The organism is Thermobacillus composti KWC4 (assembly GCF_000227705.2).
Taxonomy (GTDB): domain Bacteria; phylum Bacillota; class Bacilli; order Paenibacillales; family Paenibacillaceae; genus Thermobacillus; species Thermobacillus xylanilyticus.
The window spans coordinates 317,952-335,000 of sequence record NC_019897.1; the positions used below are offsets into that span (position 1 = coordinate 317,952).

The 17,049-nt window shown below is 60.3% G+C and carries 25 protein-coding genes (1 of these 25 cut by a window edge); 23 read left to right on the forward strand and 2 right to left on the reverse strand.

Going from position 1 to position 17,049, the window contains the following annotated elements:
- Positions 1-57 precede the first annotated feature (57 nt).
- The 21 genes from rplR (at position 58) to THECO_RS01535 (ending at position 14,016) form a co-directional block, all read left to right on the forward strand.
- Positions 58-426, forward strand: coding sequence for a 50S ribosomal protein L18 (rplR, locus tag THECO_RS01435; protein ID WP_015253304.1), 369 nt, complete (start codon positions 58-60; stop codon positions 424-426).
- Positions 427-454: 28 nt separating this feature from the next.
- Positions 455-952 (forward strand): 30S ribosomal protein S5, encoded by a 498-nt coding sequence (rpsE, locus tag THECO_RS01440; protein WP_015253305.1) that lies wholly within the window; start codon positions 455-457, stop codon positions 950-952.
- 13 nt (positions 953-965) lie between these two features.
- Positions 966-1,151 carry a 50S ribosomal protein L30 gene (gene rpmD / locus THECO_RS01445; protein WP_015253306.1) on the forward strand — a complete coding sequence of 62 codons (186 nt, stop codon included), beginning with the start codon at positions 966-968 and terminating at the stop codon, positions 1,149-1,151.
- A 58-nt stretch (positions 1,152-1,209) separates the two neighbouring features.
- Positions 1,210-1,650: a 50S ribosomal protein L15 gene (gene rplO, locus THECO_RS01450; RefSeq protein ID WP_015253307.1), complete on the forward strand. Its 441-nt coding sequence runs from the start codon at positions 1,210-1,212 to the stop codon at positions 1,648-1,650.
- Positions 1,650-2,942, forward strand: a complete 1,293-nt coding sequence (gene secY / locus THECO_RS01455; protein WP_015253308.1) for a preprotein translocase subunit SecY — start codon at positions 1,650-1,652, stop codon at positions 2,940-2,942. The genes rplO and secY overlap by 1 nt, the downstream gene beginning before the upstream one ends.
- Before the next feature lie 85 nt (positions 2,943-3,027).
- Positions 3,028-3,681, forward strand: a complete 654-nt coding sequence (locus THECO_RS01460; protein WP_015253309.1) for an adenylate kinase — start codon at positions 3,028-3,030, stop codon at positions 3,679-3,681.
- Entirely contained in the window at positions 3,678-4,430 is a 753-nt protein-coding gene (gene map, locus THECO_RS01465) for a type I methionyl aminopeptidase (RefSeq protein ID WP_015253310.1), read from the forward strand. The genes THECO_RS01460 and map overlap by 4 nt, the downstream gene beginning before the upstream one ends.
- A gap of 34 nt (positions 4,431-4,464) precedes the next feature.
- Positions 4,465-4,746 carry a KOW domain-containing RNA-binding protein gene (locus THECO_RS01470; RefSeq protein ID WP_015253311.1) on the forward strand — a complete coding sequence of 94 codons (282 nt, stop codon included), beginning with the start codon at positions 4,465-4,467 and terminating at the stop codon, positions 4,744-4,746.
- Between the two features lie 2 nt (positions 4,747-4,748).
- Entirely contained in the window at positions 4,749-4,964 is a 216-nt protein-coding gene (gene infA, locus THECO_RS01475) for a translation initiation factor IF-1 (protein ID WP_015253312.1), read from the forward strand.
- 45 nt (positions 4,965-5,009) lie between these two features.
- Positions 5,010-5,123 carry a 50S ribosomal protein L36 gene (rpmJ, locus tag THECO_RS01480; RefSeq protein WP_015253313.1) on the forward strand — a complete coding sequence of 38 codons (114 nt, stop codon included), beginning with the start codon at positions 5,010-5,012 and terminating at the stop codon, positions 5,121-5,123.
- Positions 5,124-5,144: 21 nt separating this feature from the next.
- Entirely contained in the window at positions 5,145-5,510 is a 366-nt protein-coding gene (rpsM, locus tag THECO_RS01485; RefSeq protein ID WP_015253314.1) for a 30S ribosomal protein S13, read from the forward strand.
- Positions 5,511-5,529: 19 nt separating this feature from the next.
- Positions 5,530-5,931 carry a 30S ribosomal protein S11 gene (rpsK, locus tag THECO_RS01490; RefSeq protein ID WP_015253315.1) on the forward strand — a complete coding sequence of 134 codons (402 nt, stop codon included), beginning with the start codon at positions 5,530-5,532 and terminating at the stop codon, positions 5,929-5,931.
- Between the two features lie 160 nt (positions 5,932-6,091).
- The gene (locus THECO_RS01495; protein WP_015253316.1) at positions 6,092-7,036 is read left to right on the forward strand and encodes a DNA-directed RNA polymerase subunit alpha; all 945 of its coding nucleotides are present in this window, start codon (positions 6,092-6,094) and stop codon (positions 7,034-7,036) included.
- A gap of 46 nt (positions 7,037-7,082) precedes the next feature.
- Complete coding sequence (gene rplQ / locus THECO_RS01500; protein ID WP_015253317.1) at positions 7,083-7,448, forward strand: 50S ribosomal protein L17; 366 nt, start codon at positions 7,083-7,085, stop codon at positions 7,446-7,448.
- A gap of 407 nt (positions 7,449-7,855) precedes the next feature.
- Positions 7,856-8,632: a tRNA pseudouridine(38-40) synthase TruA gene (truA, locus tag THECO_RS01505; protein ID WP_015253318.1), complete on the forward strand. Its 777-nt coding sequence runs from the start codon at positions 7,856-7,858 to the stop codon at positions 8,630-8,632.
- A 261-nt stretch (positions 8,633-8,893) separates the two neighbouring features.
- Entirely contained in the window at positions 8,894-9,331 is a 438-nt protein-coding gene (gene rplM, locus THECO_RS01510) for a 50S ribosomal protein L13 (protein WP_015253319.1), read from the forward strand.
- Between the two features lie 21 nt (positions 9,332-9,352).
- Positions 9,353-9,745 (forward strand): 30S ribosomal protein S9, encoded by a 393-nt coding sequence (gene rpsI, locus THECO_RS01515; RefSeq protein ID WP_015253320.1) that lies wholly within the window; start codon positions 9,353-9,355, stop codon positions 9,743-9,745.
- A 181-nt stretch (positions 9,746-9,926) separates the two neighbouring features.
- Positions 9,927-10,619: a phosphoadenylyl-sulfate reductase gene (locus THECO_RS01520; RefSeq protein WP_015253321.1), complete on the forward strand. Its 693-nt coding sequence runs from the start codon at positions 9,927-9,929 to the stop codon at positions 10,617-10,619.
- A 75-nt stretch (positions 10,620-10,694) separates the two neighbouring features.
- Positions 10,695-11,861, forward strand: a complete 1,167-nt coding sequence (sat, locus tag THECO_RS01525) for a sulfate adenylyltransferase (protein ID WP_015253322.1) — start codon at positions 10,695-10,697, stop codon at positions 11,859-11,861.
- A gap of 132 nt (positions 11,862-11,993) precedes the next feature.
- A complete protein-coding gene (gene cwlD, locus THECO_RS01530; protein ID WP_015253323.1) occupies positions 11,994-12,833 on the forward strand; it encodes an N-acetylmuramoyl-L-alanine amidase CwlD in 840 nt (279 codons plus the stop codon).
- Positions 12,834-12,939: 106 nt separating this feature from the next.
- On the forward strand, positions 12,940-14,016 hold the full coding sequence (locus THECO_RS01535; protein WP_015253324.1) for an Mrp/NBP35 family ATP-binding protein: 1,077 nt from the start codon (positions 12,940-12,942) through the stop codon (positions 14,014-14,016).
- Positions 14,017-14,046: 30 nt separating this feature from the next.
- On the opposite strand, the gene gerD is transcribed toward THECO_RS01535, so the two are convergent.
- Entirely contained in the window at positions 14,047-14,748 is a 702-nt protein-coding gene (gene gerD, locus THECO_RS01540) for a spore germination lipoprotein GerD (RefSeq protein WP_015253325.1), read from the reverse strand.
- A 128-nt stretch (positions 14,749-14,876) separates the two neighbouring features.
- On the opposite strand from gerD, the gene THECO_RS01545 reads away from it, so the two are divergent.
- Positions 14,877-15,503, forward strand: a complete 627-nt coding sequence (locus THECO_RS01545; RefSeq protein WP_015253326.1) for a KinB-signaling pathway activation protein — start codon at positions 14,877-14,879, stop codon at positions 15,501-15,503.
- 12 nt (positions 15,504-15,515) lie between these two features.
- Here the strand turns inward: THECO_RS01545 and pdaB are convergent, their stop codons facing one another.
- The gene (gene pdaB / locus THECO_RS01550) at positions 15,516-16,316 is read right to left on the reverse strand and encodes a polysaccharide deacetylase family sporulation protein PdaB (RefSeq protein WP_015253327.1); all 801 of its coding nucleotides are present in this window, start codon (positions 16,314-16,316) and stop codon (positions 15,516-15,518) included.
- A gap of 130 nt (positions 16,317-16,446) precedes the next feature.
- Here pdaB and THECO_RS01555 point away from each other — a divergent pair, with 130 nt between their 5' ends.
- On the forward strand, positions 16,447-17,049 hold the 5' portion of the coding sequence (locus THECO_RS01555) for a stage II sporulation protein M (RefSeq protein WP_015253328.1). It continues 9 nt past the right edge of the window; 603 of the gene's 612 nt are visible here — the first part of the coding sequence; it begins with the start codon at positions 16,447-16,449; its stop codon lies beyond the right edge, outside the window.

The following is a 17,049-nucleotide window of genomic DNA, read 5'->3' on the forward strand; positions in this document are numbered from 1 at the left end:
TCGGGCAAGCGTCCGCGGCGGCACGCCGTATAAGCCCGGGAAGGAGTGAAACCTGGCATGATCACGAAGATCGACAAGAACAAAGCCCGCCTGAAACGGCATCTGCGGGTTCGCAAGAAAATCAACGGCACGGCGGAACGGCCGCGTCTGTCGGTATTCCGCTCCTCGAAGCATATCTACGCGCAGCTCATTGACGACGAGAAGGGGATCACCCTCGCGTCCGCATCGACGCTCGACAAGGAACTGCGGGACAAGATCGGCAACGGCGGCAGCGTCGAAGCCGCACGTCAAGTCGGCGAACTGATCGCACGGCGCGCGAAAGAGAAAGGCGTGGCCAAAGTCGTGTTCGACCGCGGCGGATACCTGTATCACGGCCGCATCCAGGCGCTGGCCGACGCTGCGCGCGAAGGCGGGCTCGAATTCTGATCCATCTCTCAATAAGGAGGTATATGACTTGCGTGTAGATCCGAATACGTTAGAATTGACCGAGAAGGTCGTGCACATCAACCGCGTATCGAAGGTCGTCAAGGGCGGTCGCCGCTTCAGCTTCAGCGCGCTCGTCGTCGTCGGCGACGGCAAAGGCTGGGTCGGCGCGGGGATCGGCAAGGCGTCCGAAGTGCCGGATGCGATCCGCAAAGGCATCGAAGACGCGAAGAAGAACCTGATCCATGTGCCGATCGTCGGCACGACGATTCCGCATCAGGTCATCGGCCATTTCGGCGCAGGCAAAGTCCTGCTGAAACCGGCATCCGAAGGTACGGGCGTCATCGCCGGCGGTCCGGTCCGGGCGGTGCTCGAGCTGGCAGGCATCGGCGATATCCTGACGAAATCGCTCGGTTCTTCCAACTCCACCAACATGGTCAACGCGACGATCGAAGGGTTGTCTCGCCTGAAGCGGGCGGAAGATGTGGCGCGCCTCCGCGGCAAAACCGTCGAAGAGCTTCTGGGTTAAGGAGGGGTAATCGATGGCGAAACTGCAAATCACCCTCGTTCGCAGCCTGATCGGCCGCAACGAGAAGCAGCGCGCGACCGTGGCGGCCTTGGGTCTCCGCAAGCTTCATCAGACGGTCGTGAAGGAAGACAATCCGGCCATCCGCGGCATGGTGAACCATGTCAAGCACCTGGTCAAAGTCGAAGAAGTACAAGGCTGATCAAGCCGGGACATAAGCCGATTGCGGCTGCATATTTTGCAAGGAGGTGCAACGAACGATGAAACTGCACGAGCTCAAGCCGGCAGAAGGTTCCCGCAAGGCACCGAAGCGTGTGGGTCGCGGGATTGCCAGCGGCAACGGCAAGACGGCAGGCCGCGGCCACAAAGGTCAGAACGCACGTTCCGGCGGCGGTGTACGCCCGGGCTTCGAGGGCGGCCAAAACCCGCTGTACCGTCGTCTGCCGAAGCGCGGTTTCAACAATCGGTTCCGCAAGGAATACGCGATTGTCAACATTGAGGAACTGAACCGCTTCGAGGCTGGAACCGAAGTTACGCCCGAACTGCTCATGTCGCAAGGGATTGTGAAAAATCCTCTGGCGGGCATCAAGATTCTCGGCAACGGCGAGATCAAGGTCGGCCTCACCGTGAAAGCGAACAAGTTCTCTCAATCTGCGGTAGAGAAAATCCAGGCTGCCGGCGGTAAAACCGAGGTGATCTAATGTTCAGGACCCTGTCCAACATCTGGAAAGTGGAAGATCTTCGCAAACGGATCTTGTTCACGCTGATGATCCTGATCGTCTACCGGATCGGCTCGTTCATTCCGGTACCGAACATCGATCGAGACACGCTGATCGAGGCAACCAAAGGCGGCAGCGATATTTTCGGGCTCTTGAACACGTTCTCCGGCGGCGCGCTCTTCCAGTTCTCGATCTTCGCGCTCGGGATCATGCCGTACATCACGGCATCGATCATCGTGCAGCTGCTCAGCATGGATGTCATTCCGAAATTCGCCGAATGGGCGAAAGAAGGCGAGAACGGGAAGCGCAAGCTGGCGCAGATCACCCGTTACGGCACGGTCATCCTGGGTCTGATCCAGGCGTTTGCGACGTCGATCGGCTTCCAGAATCAGTACGGGATGGTCATTGATCCGAGCTTTACGACCTATCTGGTGATCGCGATCGTCCTGACGGCCGGCACGGCCTTCCTGATGTGGCTCGGTGAGCAGATCACGGAGAAAGGCATCGGCAACGGGATTTCGATCATCATCTTCGCGGGCATCATCGCGGGAATCCCGGGCGCGATCCGGACGATCTACGCTTCCGAGTTCGTGGAGAACGATCAGCTGTTCCTGAGCATCGTCAAGGTGCTGCTCATCTTGATTGCGGTCGTGGCGATTGTCGTCGGGGTCATTTTCGTACAGCAAGGCGTGCGGAAAATCCCGGTCCAATACGCGAAGCGGATCGTCGGCCGCAAGATGTACGGCGGCCAGTCGACGCACATCCCGCTCAAGGTGAACAGCGCCGGCGTCATTCCGGTCATCTTCGCGATCTCGCTTCTGATGTTCCCGGTCACGATTGCCACGTTCTGGCGGGGCAAGCAATGGGCAGAGTGGGTCATCGCCAACCTGTACTATGACCAGCCGCTCGGCATGGTGCTGTACGTGATCCTGATCATCGGCTTTACGTTCTTCTACACGTTCGTGCAGATCAACCCGATCCAGATGGCGGATCAGATGAAGAAGAACGGCGGCTATATTCCGGGCATCCGTCCGGGCAAACCGACGTCGAGCTATATCACCCGTGTCATTACGCGGATCACGCTCTTCGGCGCGATCTTCCTGGCGGCCGTTTCGATCCTGCCGGTATTCTTCGGCGCCATTTCGGGTCTGCCCCGTTCGGTGCAGCTCGGCGGCACGTCACTTCTCATCGTTGTCGGCGTTGCGCTCGACACAATGAAGCAGATCGAAGGCCAGCTGATCAAGCGCCATTACAAAGGGTTCATCAACAAGTGATCGGCACGGGTCAGGCAGCCGGAACTCGCACGGCGTACGCCGCGCGCGGGTCCGGGCCTATTCTGCTTAAAGTGAGGAACTGCGAATGAACATCCTGTTTATGGGGCCTCCCGGCGCGGGCAAAGGCACTCAGGCCGAGCGGATTGTCGCGGAATTCGGCATTCCGCATATCTCGACCGGCGATGCTTTCCGTCTCGCCATGAAGGAAGGAACGCCGCTTGGCCTGAAAGCGAAGGAATATGTCGACCAGGGGCTTCTCGTCCCGGACGACGTGACGAACGGCATTGTCCGCGAACGGCTGCAGCAGGATGACTGCAAGCGCGGCTTCCTGCTTGACGGGTATCCGCGCACGCTGGCGCAGGCGGAAGCGCTGGACGGCATGCTGAAGGAATCCGGACGCCGCATCGACCATGTGATCAGCCTGGTCGTCGACCGCGACATGCTGCTGAAGCGGCTCACCGGCCGGAGGATCTGCAAATCGTGCGGCGCAACGTATCACATCCTGTTCAACCCGCCGAAGCAGGAAGGCGTCTGCGATAAATGCGGCGGCGAGCTGTACCAGCGCTCTGACGATACGGAGGAGAAAGTCGGCACACGGCTCGACGAGTATCTCTCGAAGACGGAGCCGCTTCTCCGCTATTACCGGGATCAAGGACTGCTGCGGGAGGTCAACGGCGAGCAAGAAATCGACGCGGTCACCGCGCAGATCACCTCGATTCTGAAGGGGCAAGCGGAATGATCGTCTGCAAATCTGCAGCCGAACTGGAATACATGAGGGAAGCCGGACGGATCGTGGCGGAGACGCACCGCCTGCTCAAGCAGGCGATCAAGCCCGGCGTAACGACCGCCGAGCTTGACAAGCTGGCTGAAGAGTACATCCGAAGCCAGGGAGCCGTACCTTCCTTCAAAGGCTACAATCAATTTCCTGCCAGTATCTGTGCTTCTGTGAACGACGAGTTGGTGCACGGCATTCCGGGTCCGCGCGTGCTGAACGAAGGCGACATCATCAGCATCGACATCGGCGCGCAGTTCCAGGGTTACCACGGCGATTCCGCCTGGACGTATCCCGTCGGGGAGATTTCCGAGGAACACCGGAGGCTGCTCGAGGTGACGGAACGATCGCTGATGGAAGGCCTGAAGCACGTCAAGGCCGGCGTTCGGCTCTACACCGTATCGCATGCGATTCAGCGGGTCATCGAGGAGGCGGGCATGTCCGTCGTCCGCGAATATGTCGGCCACGGCATCGGCACGCGGCTCCACGAAGAGCCGCAGATTCCGAACTACGGCATTCCCGACCGCGGTCCGCGGCTCAAGCCCGGCATGACGCTGGCGATCGAACCGATGGTCATCCTCGGCGAGCGGTATGTCCGCACGCTGGAGGACAATTGGACCGTCGTCACCGTGGACGGCACATGGTGCGCGCACTTCGAGCATACGGTCGCGGTGACCGAAGACGGTTGCGAGATTCTGACCGTCGTGCGCGATTAGCGCGGCGGCCGGCTGTAGAAGGATGGTGACGGCCATGCGACCGGAACCTGAAATCGGAAGGTTGGTCCGCATCCTGCGCGGCAAAGACCGGGGCGGCCATGCGGTGATCGTCGGAATCGTAGACGAGCGGTTCGTGCTCATCGCCGATGGCGGCGGCCGCAAGTTCGAACGTCCGAAGAAAAAAAATGTCCTGCACCTGGAATTTCAACCCGCTGTCAGCAGCGAAGTCGCGGAGAGCATCAAGCTGACGGGCCGGGTGACGAACGCCAAACTCCGTTATGCCATTCAGAAGTATATTGAGCGGAAAGGAGAATGACTGTGGCGAAAGAAGACGTCATTGAAGTCGAAGGTACGGTTATCGAACCGCTGCCCAACGCCATGTTCAGGGTGGAACTGGAGAACGGACACCAGATTCTCGCCCACGTATCCGGCAAACTCAGAATGCATTTCATCCGCATCCTGACGGGTGACAAGGTCGTCATCCAACTGTCGCCCTACGATCTGACCCGGGGTCGGATCACGTATCGGAAATAGCCCGCGGCTCAAGGAAGCGCCGGCACATTCGGGAGGGAAACGAACATGAAAGTAAGACCTTCGGTGAAGCCGATTTGCGAAAAATGCAAAGTCATTCGTCGCAAGGGCAACGTGATGGTCATCTGCGAAAATCCGCGCCACAAGCAAAAACAGGGATAACGAAGGAGGGATAGACGAATCATGGCACGCATAGCTGGTGTAGACCTGCCGCGGGACAAACGCGTGGTGATCGGCCTGACGTACATTTACGGCATCGGCAAGTCGACGGCCCAGAAGATTCTGGCTCAGAACGGGATCGACGAGAACACCCGCGTGCGCGATCTGACGGAAGACGAAGTGAACCGTCTGCGCGACACGATCGACAAGCTGAAAGTGGAAGGCGACCTCCGCCGCGAAGTCTCGCTGAATATCAAACGGTTGATTGAGATCGGCTGCTACCGGGGCATTCGTCATCGCCGCGGTCTTCCCGTCCGGGGTCAACGGACGAAGACGAACGCGCGGACGCGCAAAGGTCCTCGCCGTACGGTAGCGAACAAGAAGAAGTAATGAGGGGGGATAACTGAAAATGGCCAGAGCAGCAGCGAAGAAGACGGTGCGCACGAAACGCCGCGATCGCAAGAATATCGAATCCGGTGTTGCGCATATCCGTTCCACGTTCAACAATACGATCGTCACGATCACGGATCCGCACGGCAACGCCATCTCCTGGGCAAGCGCCGGCAACCTCGGCTTCAAAGGTTCCCGGAAAAGCACGCCGTATGCGGCGCAGATGGCAGCCGAAGCGGCAGCGAAAGCCGCAATGGAACACGGCATGAAGTCTGTTGAAGTCATGGTCAAAGGTCCGGGCGCGGGCCGCGAAGCGGCGATCCGTTCCCTGCAAGCCGCAGGCCTCGAAGTGAATCTGATCAAGGACGTCACGCCGGTTCCGCACAACGGCTGCCGCCCGCCGAAACGTCGTCGCGTATAGTGCTCAAATGCCTGTGGTATCAAAGATTTGCAACTTGTGAATAATGGTTGTGATGGATTGGTATACTACATGGTTTTGAGCCGGTCCGCGAGCGGTGCCGACCGGCCGGCGGCCGGTCTGAAAGGTACGGCACGGAGCGACGTTGAAGGAGGGTTAAACCGTGATTGAGATCGAAAAGCCGAAAATCGAAACCGTAGAGCTGAGCGAAGACGGCACGTACGGAGCCTTCGTTGTCGAACCGCTGGAGCGCGGTTACGGAACGACGCTCGGGAATTCACTTCGCCGCATTCTGCTCTCGTCTCTGCCTGGGGCGGCTGTCACGTCGGTACAGATCGACGGCGTGCTTCACGAGTTCTCGACGATTCCGGGCGTATATGAGGATGTCACCGAAATCATCCTGAACCTGAAGAAGCTGTCGCTCAAAATTCATTCCGACGAGGAGAAAGTGCTGGAGATCGACGCGGAAGGCGAAGGTACGGTTACGGCCGGCGACATTCGCGCGGACAGCGATGTCGAGATTCTCAACCCTGATCTTCACATTGCAACGCTGGCATCCGGCGCTCGGCTTCACATGCGCATATTCGCCAACCGCGGCCGCGGCTACGTTCCGGCTGACCGCAACAAACGGGAAGATCAGCCGATCGGCGTCCTGCCGGTTGACTCGATCTATACGCCGATTACCCGCGTCAACTACACGGTGGAGAATACGCGCGTCGGCCAAGTGACGAACTATGACAAGTTGACCCTCGAAGTATGGACCGACGGCAGCATCCGTCCCGAAGAGGCGGTCAGCCTCGGCGCGAAAATTTTGAACTCGCATCTTGAACTGTTCGTCGGCCTGACCGACGAGGCGAAAGATGCCGAGATCATGGTCGAGAAGGAAGAGGACAAGAAGGAGAAAGTGCTCGAGATGACGATCGAGGAGCTCGATCTTTCTGTCCGCTCCTACAACTGCCTGAAACGGGCTGGCATCAACACGGTCCAAGAGCTGATCACGAAGACCGAAGAAGACATGATGAAGGTCCGCAACCTCGGCCGCAAGTCGCTTGAGGAAGTGCAGGAGAAGCTCGCGGAACTCGGACTCAGCCTCCGGCAGGAAGACTGACGACACCAGCAGCGGCAGCATACGCACCAAAGGAGGGGAAAAGACGATGGCTTACCAGAAACTCGGGCGCGACTCGAGCGCGCGGAAGGCGTTGTTCCGCGATCTCGTGACCGACCTGATCTTGTACGAGCGCATCCAGACGACGGAAGCGAAAGCGAAGGAAGTCCGTTCGATCGCGGAGAAGCTCATCACGAAAGCGAAGAAAGGCGATTTGCACGCCCGTCGTCAAGCTGCGGCATTCGTGCGGCGCGAGACGGTGAACGGCGAGCAGGACGCCCTTCAGAAACTGTTCTCCGAGCTTGCCACCCGTTACGCTGAACGTGCGGGCGGATACACGCGGATCCTGAAGCTGGGTCCCCGCCGCGGGGATTCGGCGCCGATGGTTTACCTCGAACTGGTCGACCGGATCTGAGGCAGAAGAGAAAGGGTGGCGAAGGCGCCGCCTTTTTTTCTTTCTGCCTGCGCCCGGGGAGGGCGGGCCCGCACCCGCTGAACGCAGACGAAGCGGACGGCGGATTGTGCCGCTCCACCGCCCCCGTTGCCGAAGCATAAACAGGCAATTGTCCTGTCATGCAGAGTATGGACGCCCCGCCGTCCCGGTATGCGCAGCCTTTGCCATGGAACAGCAGAAAAAATTTCGCTTATTCCTTCGAATACGGCGGTCGGCGGCGGAATAGGGTTTTCGACAAAATAGAGGAAAATGTTTCGCTTATGGAGATGTTCGGCGGGCGGCTGACGGCGGGAAACGGTCGGCGAATAGATATTTGTTTGAAACACGCGGCGGGTTGAGCGGTTACGGGCGGAAGGAGAGAGCGGAAGATGCGGAATATCGCGCTGATCGTCAGCTACGACGGCACGGCGTACCGGGGATTCCAGACGCAGCCGGGAGGCGGCACGATCCAGGACGAGCTGGAACGGGCGATTCGCAGTCTGACCGGGACGGACATCCGGGTCGAGGGGTCCGGGCGGACGGATGCGGGCGTTCACGCGCTCGGCCAGGTCGTCAATTTCCGGACGGAGACGCCGATTCCGATCGAGAAGTGGGCGCTCGCGCTGAACGGCAGGCTGCCGGACGACATCATCGTGCGCAGCGCGCATGAGATGCCGGAAGATTTCCATGCCCGCTATTCGGCCATCCGCAAGACATACCGCTATTCGATCTCGACGGGGAAATTTCCGGAGATTTTCACCGCCCGCTATCGTTATCACCACTATCGGCCGCTGGATGAGGACGCGATGCGGGATTCGCTGAAGTTTTTCGTCGGCGAGCATGATTTCACCGCGTTCAGTTCGGCGGGGGCGCCGCGGAAATCGAACGTCCGCACGATCTACGAAGCCCGGCTCGAACGGGACGGCGGCGATCTTCATCTCTACCTGACGGGCAGCGGTTTCCTGTACAACATGGTGCGGATCATCGCGGGCACGCTGATCGAAATCGGCGAAGGCAAGAAGGCGCCCGGCCATATCCCGGCCATTCTGGAAGCGAAAGACCGGAATATGGCCGGTCCGAAGGCGCCGGCGCAGGGACTTGCCCTGTGGCGGGTCGAGTATCCGCCAGCCTATGAAGCGATTCTGTCGGTCGATCCGGCGGAATGAAACAATAGGCCTTGCAGAGCAAGACATCCTATAGTAGAATATAACTTGTGCTTTCTTGGTGGCTATCCCACGGCCCCGGCCAAGAGAGAACGCTTGTTTTCGCATGTTCTACGCAGCAATGGCATGTGATCGCGGCGCGGTCCCGACGCCATTTCGGGTACGCCCCGCAACGTTGACACGAACTGACATACCGGATACGAAATTTGGAATAGACGGCAAGCCGCGCTCTCGGGCGCGCAGCAATCGGAGGAGGACATAAGCATGCGTACTACGTACATGGCCAAGCCGAACGAAGTCGAACGCAAATGGTACGTCATCGACGCGGCAGGCCAGACGCTCGGCCGTCTGGCGAGCGAAGCGGCCGCACTGATCCGCGGCAAGCACAAGCCGCAATTCACGCCGCATGTGGACACGGGCGATTTCGTCATCATCGTGAATGCGGACAAGGTGCATCTGACCGGCAAGAAGCTGCAGAAGAAGAAATACTATCGTCACTCGGGATACCCGGGCGGACTGAAAGTGACGACGGCAGGCGACATGCTGAAGAACAACCCGGCTCGCATGGTCGAGCTCGCCGTGCACGGCATGCTGCCGAAGAACCGGCTTGGCGAAAGACTCAAGCTGAAGCTGAAAGTGTATGCGGGTCCGGAGCATCCGCATCAGGCGCAGAATCCGCAAGTCTACGAACTGAAGGGTTAATTCCTAAGGGAGGACAGGTTCATGGCTCAAGTACAATACTACGGAACCGGCCGCCGCAAAACGTCGACCGCGCGCGTCCGCCTCGTGCCGGGCGAAGGCCGCATCATCGTCAACAAGCGCGACCTGGATTCGTATTTCGGCCAAGAGACGCTGAAGCTGATCGTCAAGCAGCCGCTGGCGCTCACCGATACGCTGAACAAATATGACGTCATCGTCATCGCCAACGGCGGCGGCACGACCGGTCAAGCCGGCGCCATCCGCCACGGCATTGCACGCGCCCTGCTGAAAGCCGATCCGGAATTCCGGCCGGCGCTGAAGCGCGCAGGGTTCCTGACGCGCGATCCGCGCATGAAAGAACGGAAAAAATACGGTCTCAAAGCGGCACGCCGCGCGCCTCAATTCTCGAAGCGCTGAGCAACCGCCGCATCGAAGCCTCTCCGGCCTCCGGAGAGGCTTTTTTGTATTTATAAATGGATAAACATGCGCAAAAGCATCGGTTTGAACAATATCCGCAGTTGTCGTTTTACGCTAACCGTCATATACTAGAGTTAAAGCATAGAAAAGAACTAGGAATGCTGAGTGGAGGTACGGACGAATGAATCTGCTCGAGAAAGAAGCGCTGATAGCCGAAAAGGCGGTGAGCCTGGAGCACGAATCCCCGGAGGCGATCCTGAAGTTTGCCGTCGAGACGTTCCCGAATATTGCGTTCGCCTGCAGTTTCGGGGCGGAAGATGTCGTCATCGTCGACATGCTGCAGAAGACCAGCCCGCAGACCGACATTTTCTATCTGGATACGGATTTCCACTTCAAGGAAACGTACGAGACGCGCGACCGGCTGGAGCAGAAGTACGGCAAGAAGTTCATCCAGGTGAAGCCGGATCTGACGCCGGAGGAACAGGCGGCCAAGTACGGCGAGGAGCTGTGGAAATCGGATCCGAACAAGTGCTGCAATCTGCGCAAGGTGGAGCCGCTCTCGAAGTTTCTGGCCGGCTATGAAGCCTGGATCACCGGCATCCGCCGCGATCAGGCGCCGACCCGCGCGAACGCGAAGAAGATTGAATACGATGCGAAATTCGGCCTCGTGAAGTTCAATCCGCTCGCAAGCTGGACGTCGGACGATGTCTGGAATTACATTCGCGCGAACGATGTCATTTACAACCCGCTGCACGACCAGAACTATCCGAGCATCGGCTGCGCCTATTGCACGCGGCCGGTCATGCCGGGCGAAGATCCGCGCGCTGGTCGCTGGGCCGGCACGAACAAGACGGAGTGCGGGCTGCACAAATAATACAGAAAACATTCCGGAGCGTGCGCCGGATCACCGGAGCGCTTCGGCATATTCAAGCAGGGAGGAACCGACGGCATGAGCATTAAGCCACACGGCGGCACATTGGTGAGCCGCATCGCGGAAGCAAGCGAGCGTGAGCGGCTGCTTGCCGAAGCGGGCAAGCTTCCGGTCATACCGGTGAGCACCTGGACGATCTCCGATCTGGATCTGATCGGCGTGGGCGCGTTCTCGCCGCTCACGGGCTTCATGACGCAGGAAGATTACGAGAGCGTCGTGGAAAATATGCGGCTCGCGAGCGGGATGGTCTGGAGCATCCCGATCACGCTGGCGGTCGAGCCGGAGCTGGCGGCGAAGCTGGGCAAGGGAACCCGCGCCGCGCTGAAGGGTGAAGACGGCGTCATTTACGGCATCATCGACATCGAGAGCATCTATACCGTCGACCAGAAGCGTGAGGCGGTGAAGGTGTTCAAGACCGACGATCCCGCGCATCCGGGCGTCGCGAAGCTGTTCGAACGGCCGAACGTCTACGTCGGCGGACCGGTCACGGTGCTGAACCGGCCGCAGCCGGAGAAGTTCCGGGAGTTTTATTTCGATCCGGCGGAGACGCGGCGCATCTTCGCCGAGAAGGGCTGGAAGACGGTCGTCGGGTTCCAGACGCGCAACCCGGTCCACCGCGCGCATGAATATATCCAGAAGTGCGCGATGGAGATCGTCGACGGGCTGTTCCTCAATCCGCTCGTCGGCGAGACGAAATCGGACGATGTGCCGGCCGAAGTGCGGATGAAGAGCTATCTGGCGCTGCTCGAGCACTATTATCCGAAGGACCGCGTCTTCCTCGGCGTCTTCCCGGCCGCGATGCGCTACGCCGGCCCCCGGGAAGCGGTCTTCCATGCGATCGTGCGCAAAAATTACGGCTGCACCCACTTCATCGTCGGCCGCGACCATGCCGGCGTGGGCGACTACTACGGCACGTATGAAGCGCAGGATCTCCTGAAGACGTTCAAGCCGGAAGATCTGGGGATTACGCCGCTTTATTTTGAACACAGCTTCTTCTGCAAGAAATGCGGCAGCATGGCGTCGCCCAAGACGTGCCCGCACGGCAAGGAGGATCACGTGGCGCTGTCCGGCACGAAGGTGCGCGAGATGCTGAGAAGCGGCATCTGCCCGCCGCCGGAATTCTCGCGGCCGGAAGTGGCGCGCATTCTGATCGAAGGGATGGCCGCGCAGCCGGCGCAGTCCTGAACCGAATCCACTTGGCATGGCTTGTTCATAAATAACCGCCTCGTCCCATATAGTGTATGGACGCCGGATCACGCCTCAAGGAGGGCGCCGGCCGGACATGCGCGAAAGCGGGACTGGGGTGGTTATTTGTCTATGCGGCGCTCAAGAAGACGGATGGTCATCTGGATCCCTTACCGGAGCGCGCTGCGCCTCGCCGCAGGCGCGGCCTGCGCGCTGCTGGTCGTCTTTCTGCTCCTGCAGGATACTCCCGCAACGCAGACATGGACGTATTGGACGCTGCCGCTCTCGGGCCAAACGATCGTGGTGGATGCGGGACACGGCGGCGTGGACGGCGGCGCGGTCAGCAAGCGGGGCGCCGTGGAGAAGGATCTCAATCTGGCGATTGCGCTGTATTTGCGCGACTATTTGCAGCAGGCGGGCGCGCTGGTCATCATGACGCGCGAGGACGACCGGGACCTGGCCGACGAGGGGACGAGGGGCTTCAGCCGCCGCAAGACCGAGGATTTGATGCGGCGGGTGGAGCTGATCCGCAGGGAGAAGCCCGATCTTGTCGTCAGCATTCACATGAACAGCATCCCGTCGCCGCGCTGGCATGGCGCGCAGACGTTCTACTATCCGAATCATCCCGACAACGCCGAGCTCGCCGCGCTGATCCAGGACGAAATCCGGCGCAATCTCGAGAACACGAACCGCAGCGCCGGCAAAGTGAATGAAGTGTTTCTGCTGAAGGCGATCGAGGATATTCCGAGCGTGCTCGTCGAGGTGGGCTTCCTGTCGAATCCGCAGGAGGCCGGCAGGCTGACCGATCCCGAATACCAGCGGGCGGCTGCGGCCAGCATCTATCAGGGCATTCTGCGGTACGTCTCGGGCGAGCGGATCGGCGCGCGCAAGACGGAAAGAAGCGAAGGGCCGGAAGATGCGGCGGAAGCCGCCGGATCGTACGAGCCGGAGAAGAGGGCGGCATCCGGCTGACCGCTTCCGGCCTGATGTTCGGAGCGCGTTGTGGTATAATAAGCTCGGTTTGGTGAAAATCAGTACGGATTACGGACAATCGGTACGGGATACGAGGTGCAGCGCAGTGTTGACACGCGAACAGGTATTGGAAGCGGTCGGCCGGGTGAAACGGCCGGGCGGTGAAGGCGGACCGGGCATCGCGGTCCGCGATGTCGTGGTGAAGGACCGTCATGTGTCGATGACGGTCCTCACCCCGAGCGGGGAGCCGGAGGCCCCGCTCGAAGCGGCGCTGCGCGAAGCGCTTGCCGCCGTCGGCGCGGAAACCGTGCATCTGCGGTTCCGGGCAGACGGCGGCGGCAGCGGAGCGGGCGGCGCCGCGCAAGGGGCCGGCGCGGGCCCGGTGAAGGGCCACGCGGCCGGCCTGGAGGCGCACCCGCTGCTCCGGCCGGACAGCGGGGTGCAGTTCATCGCCATCGCCAGCGGCAAGGGCGGCGTCGGCAAATCGACGGTGACCGTCAATCTGGCCGCCGCCCTCGCGCGGCTCGGCAAGCGCGTCGGTATCATCGACGCCGACATCTACGGCTTCAGCGTGCCCGACATGATGGGCATCGAGGAGCGCCCGGCCGTCGAGAACGAGCGCATCGTGCCGATCGAGCGGTTCGGCGTCAAGGTAATGTCGATGGGCTTCTTCGTCGAAGACAACAGCCCGGTCGTCTGGCGCGGGCCGATGCTCGGCCGGATGCTGCGCAATTTCTTCGCCGAGGTGGAATGGGGCGAGCTCGACTATATGCTGCTCGACCTGCCGCCGGGCACCGGCGACGTCGCGCTCGACATCCATCAGATGATCCCGCAGAGCAGGGAGATCATCGTGACGACGCCGCACGCCACCGCGGCGTTCGTCGCGGCGCGCGCCGGCGCCATGGCGGTCAAGACCAAGCATGACATTCTCGGCGTCATCGAGAACATGTCGTACTACATCTGCCCTTCATGCGGCGGGCGGGATTACGTCTTCGGCCGGGGCGGCGGCGCCCGGCTGGCCGAGACGCTGCATACGGATCTGCTCGCCCAGATCCCGCTCGGCGCGCCGGACAACCATCCGTCCGAACCGGATTTCTCGCCGTCCGTCTACAAACCGGATACGGAGACCGGTCGGATCTATACGGAAGCCGCTCAGGCGATCATCGCCAAGTGCGGCGTCTGAGAAACGAATCGACGCGGAAGGCAGCTCACGTCAGCTGCCTTCCGCGTCGCCTTCCCCGGCTTCGGCTTCGCCGGTGTCCTCGCCTTCCGATTCGCCGCTTTCGCCGCCGCCTTCCTGTCCTTCCTGTCCTTCCTGTTTCTTCGCGCCGGATACATTCTTCGGATTCAGCTCTTCCCGCACGGCCTGACGCAGCAGTTCATACATCTGCAGCTTGATCATCGGACTCTGGAGCGACTCCTGCATGATCGTCACGATTCTTTTGCGGTAGTTCGTGCTGCTCAAGGCATCCAGAATGACCTTCTCCATCTCCGGTCCCTTGAAGACGGAGACCAGATCCTGCTGGTAGGACGGGTCCTTGAGCAGTTCCTTGTGGATCTGCTTGTTCTCCTTGTTGACGGCCTTCGCGAATTCGCCGGCGAAGCGGGTGTCCGTCATCAGCTCTTCGAGCACGGTTCTGGCGTCGGGCGACAGGAGCACTTCCTTGATCGCCAGCTTGATGTTCTCCTGATCCGTCGCGGAGAGCATCTGAAAACCGCCCGTGCCGGTGATGCGGGACTGCTCCTGCAGCGCCTTCTGGGCGTCCTCCGTCTTCAAGATGTCGATGACCATCTGTTTCATGTCCCGGTATTCGATGGACTGACCGCCGCCTCCGGAAGGTTCCGCACCGCAGCCGGCGAGCAATGCGACCAAACAGGATATCATGAGAGCGGACATCAGCAGCCGCTTCACCATCGGAGCCACGACTCCCTTCGCGCGTTGCAATGTCTGTGCGCACTATTATGTGACGTCGCTTGCGGCTTTATCCTGTTGATTTTGCTCCGGTCATGGTAAAATGAGTTGAAGCAGAGGAGGCTTTGCGAATGACACTCAGAAAATGGTTCTTTCTGTTCTGGAGCTGCATGGCGATCGGAGGCGCGGTCGCGGTTGTGGCAGGTCTGATCATGCAGTGGACGGATCCTTCGTTCGGATTTCTCGGAATTGAGGCATCCGGGTTCAATGCGGGCATGATGCTGCTGAGCGGCGTGATGATCGGCGCATTCAGCCAGATGGGCTTTTTCGCGTATCTGACGCTGAACTACATCGCGCTCAGCATTTTCCGCAAGGGATATTTGTGGAACACGCTGCAAGCCTATACGACGGTTTTCATGCTCTTCCTGTTCGGGTACATCCTGTATGAACAGCGGGCGCAGCTCGGGAACGTGATGTTCTGGCTGCTGCCGGTGCTGCTGTTCGCCGGCGCCTGGGCGGTCGGCGTCATCAAAGTGAAGAAGACGAACCGGCTGGCGTTCATTCCGACGCTCTTCCTGATGGTCGCCGTCACGGTGCTTGAAGCCTGGCCGAGCCTGAACACCGAGGGCGGCGCATCGGCGGTCATCTTCATGATGGTGCCGCTGTTCGCCTGCAATGCATACCAGATTCTGATGCTGCACCGGCTCGTGAAGACGGAAGAGACCGAAACCACGCAGAGCGCGGATTCGGTCTCCTGAAGCCGCTGAAAATTACATCTCCATCGGTGCCTGAGGCTCGGAAGGGGCCATGCCGGGCCGGTCCTGCACCGATTTGCCCTGCACTTCGGTCCGGGCCAGCAGCCGGGAGACGGAGACGAAGCTGTAGCCTTTCTCCCGGAGCTGGTCGATGATGACCGGCAGCGCCTCGTGCGTCTGCTTGCTGGAATCGCTGGCGTGCATCAGGATGATGTCGCCGGGGTGGGCGCGCGAGACGACGCGGCGGATGATCTTCTCCGTGCCGATGTTCATCCAGTCGAGCGAATCGGTATCCCATTGGATGACCGTGTAGCCGAGCTCGCTGGCAATCTGCAGCACCCGCTTGTCGAAATCGCCGTTCGGCATCCGGATCAGCCGCGGCCGCTTGCCGGTGACGGAGGCGATGATCGATTCGGCGGTCCGGATCTGGCTGCGGATTTCGTCGTCGCTCATCTTCGTGTAAAAATCGTGTTTATGTCCGTGGCTGCCGATCTCGAAGCCGGCGTCCATGATCTTCTTCACGATCTCGGGATGGGATTGCACCCAGGGCGAGGAGAGGAAGAAGGTCGCTTCCTTGACGCCTTTTTCCTTCAGGACTTCGATGATCGGCTCCGCGCGTTTGTCGCCCCAGCTGATGTCGAACGTCAGGGCGACGATCTTCTGCTCCGTCGGCACGCTGTATACCGCGGCGGGCATCTGCGGCGCGAACACGGTGATGTTGTCCTTCTCGGTGTAGATGACGCCGGCGGCAAGCAGCAGGCCTGCTACGGCCCATATGTACCGTTTGAGCTTGCGTCCGTTCAGTACATAGAACACGTTCCATCTCCTCCCGCGGTCGGATTGCAAGCCGGACAGGTCGGGCTTGGCCTATTGGTACAATGTATGCTCGTCTCATGAAGTTATGCTCCCGAATGAAAACGAAAGCGGGATTGCGGAAGGAGTCGTCATGTTCAATCTGCGTGCGAATCTGGCTTATCTGGCCGGCATGCGGCCGTACCTGGTCATGGCGGTCATGCTGTTCTTCGCCGGGGTCATTGTCGGCGGCACGAATCCGTCGCTCCGCGACTTTCTGGACAGCCAGCTGGCCGGGCTGGCGGAACTGAGCAAGATGGCGGAGTCGGCGGGGAATCCCGGTCTGGCCGTTTTTCTGATCATCTTCTTCAACAATGCGATCAAATCGGCGCTCGTCATGTACATGGGCGCGCTGTTCGGCTTCATCCCGGTGGTGTTTCTCATCGTCAACGGCATGGTGCTCGGCTATCTCTATACGCGGATCGGCGAACAGGGAGAGAATGCCGCGCTGATCTTCCTGAAAGGCGTTCTGCCGCACGGCATCCTCGAGATTCCGGCCGTCCTGCTGGCGTGCGCCTTCGGTATGAAGTTCGGCGGCCTCGTCTTCCGGACGCTGGGTGCCCTGTTCAAGCGGCGGAGCGGACTGGCCGACGAATACGAAGCGTTCGTCATTCGCTCGGTGCCGGCGCTGCTCGTGATCGTCGCCGCGCTGCTGGCGGCCGCCCTCATCGAGAGCACGGTGACGGTGTGGCTGATT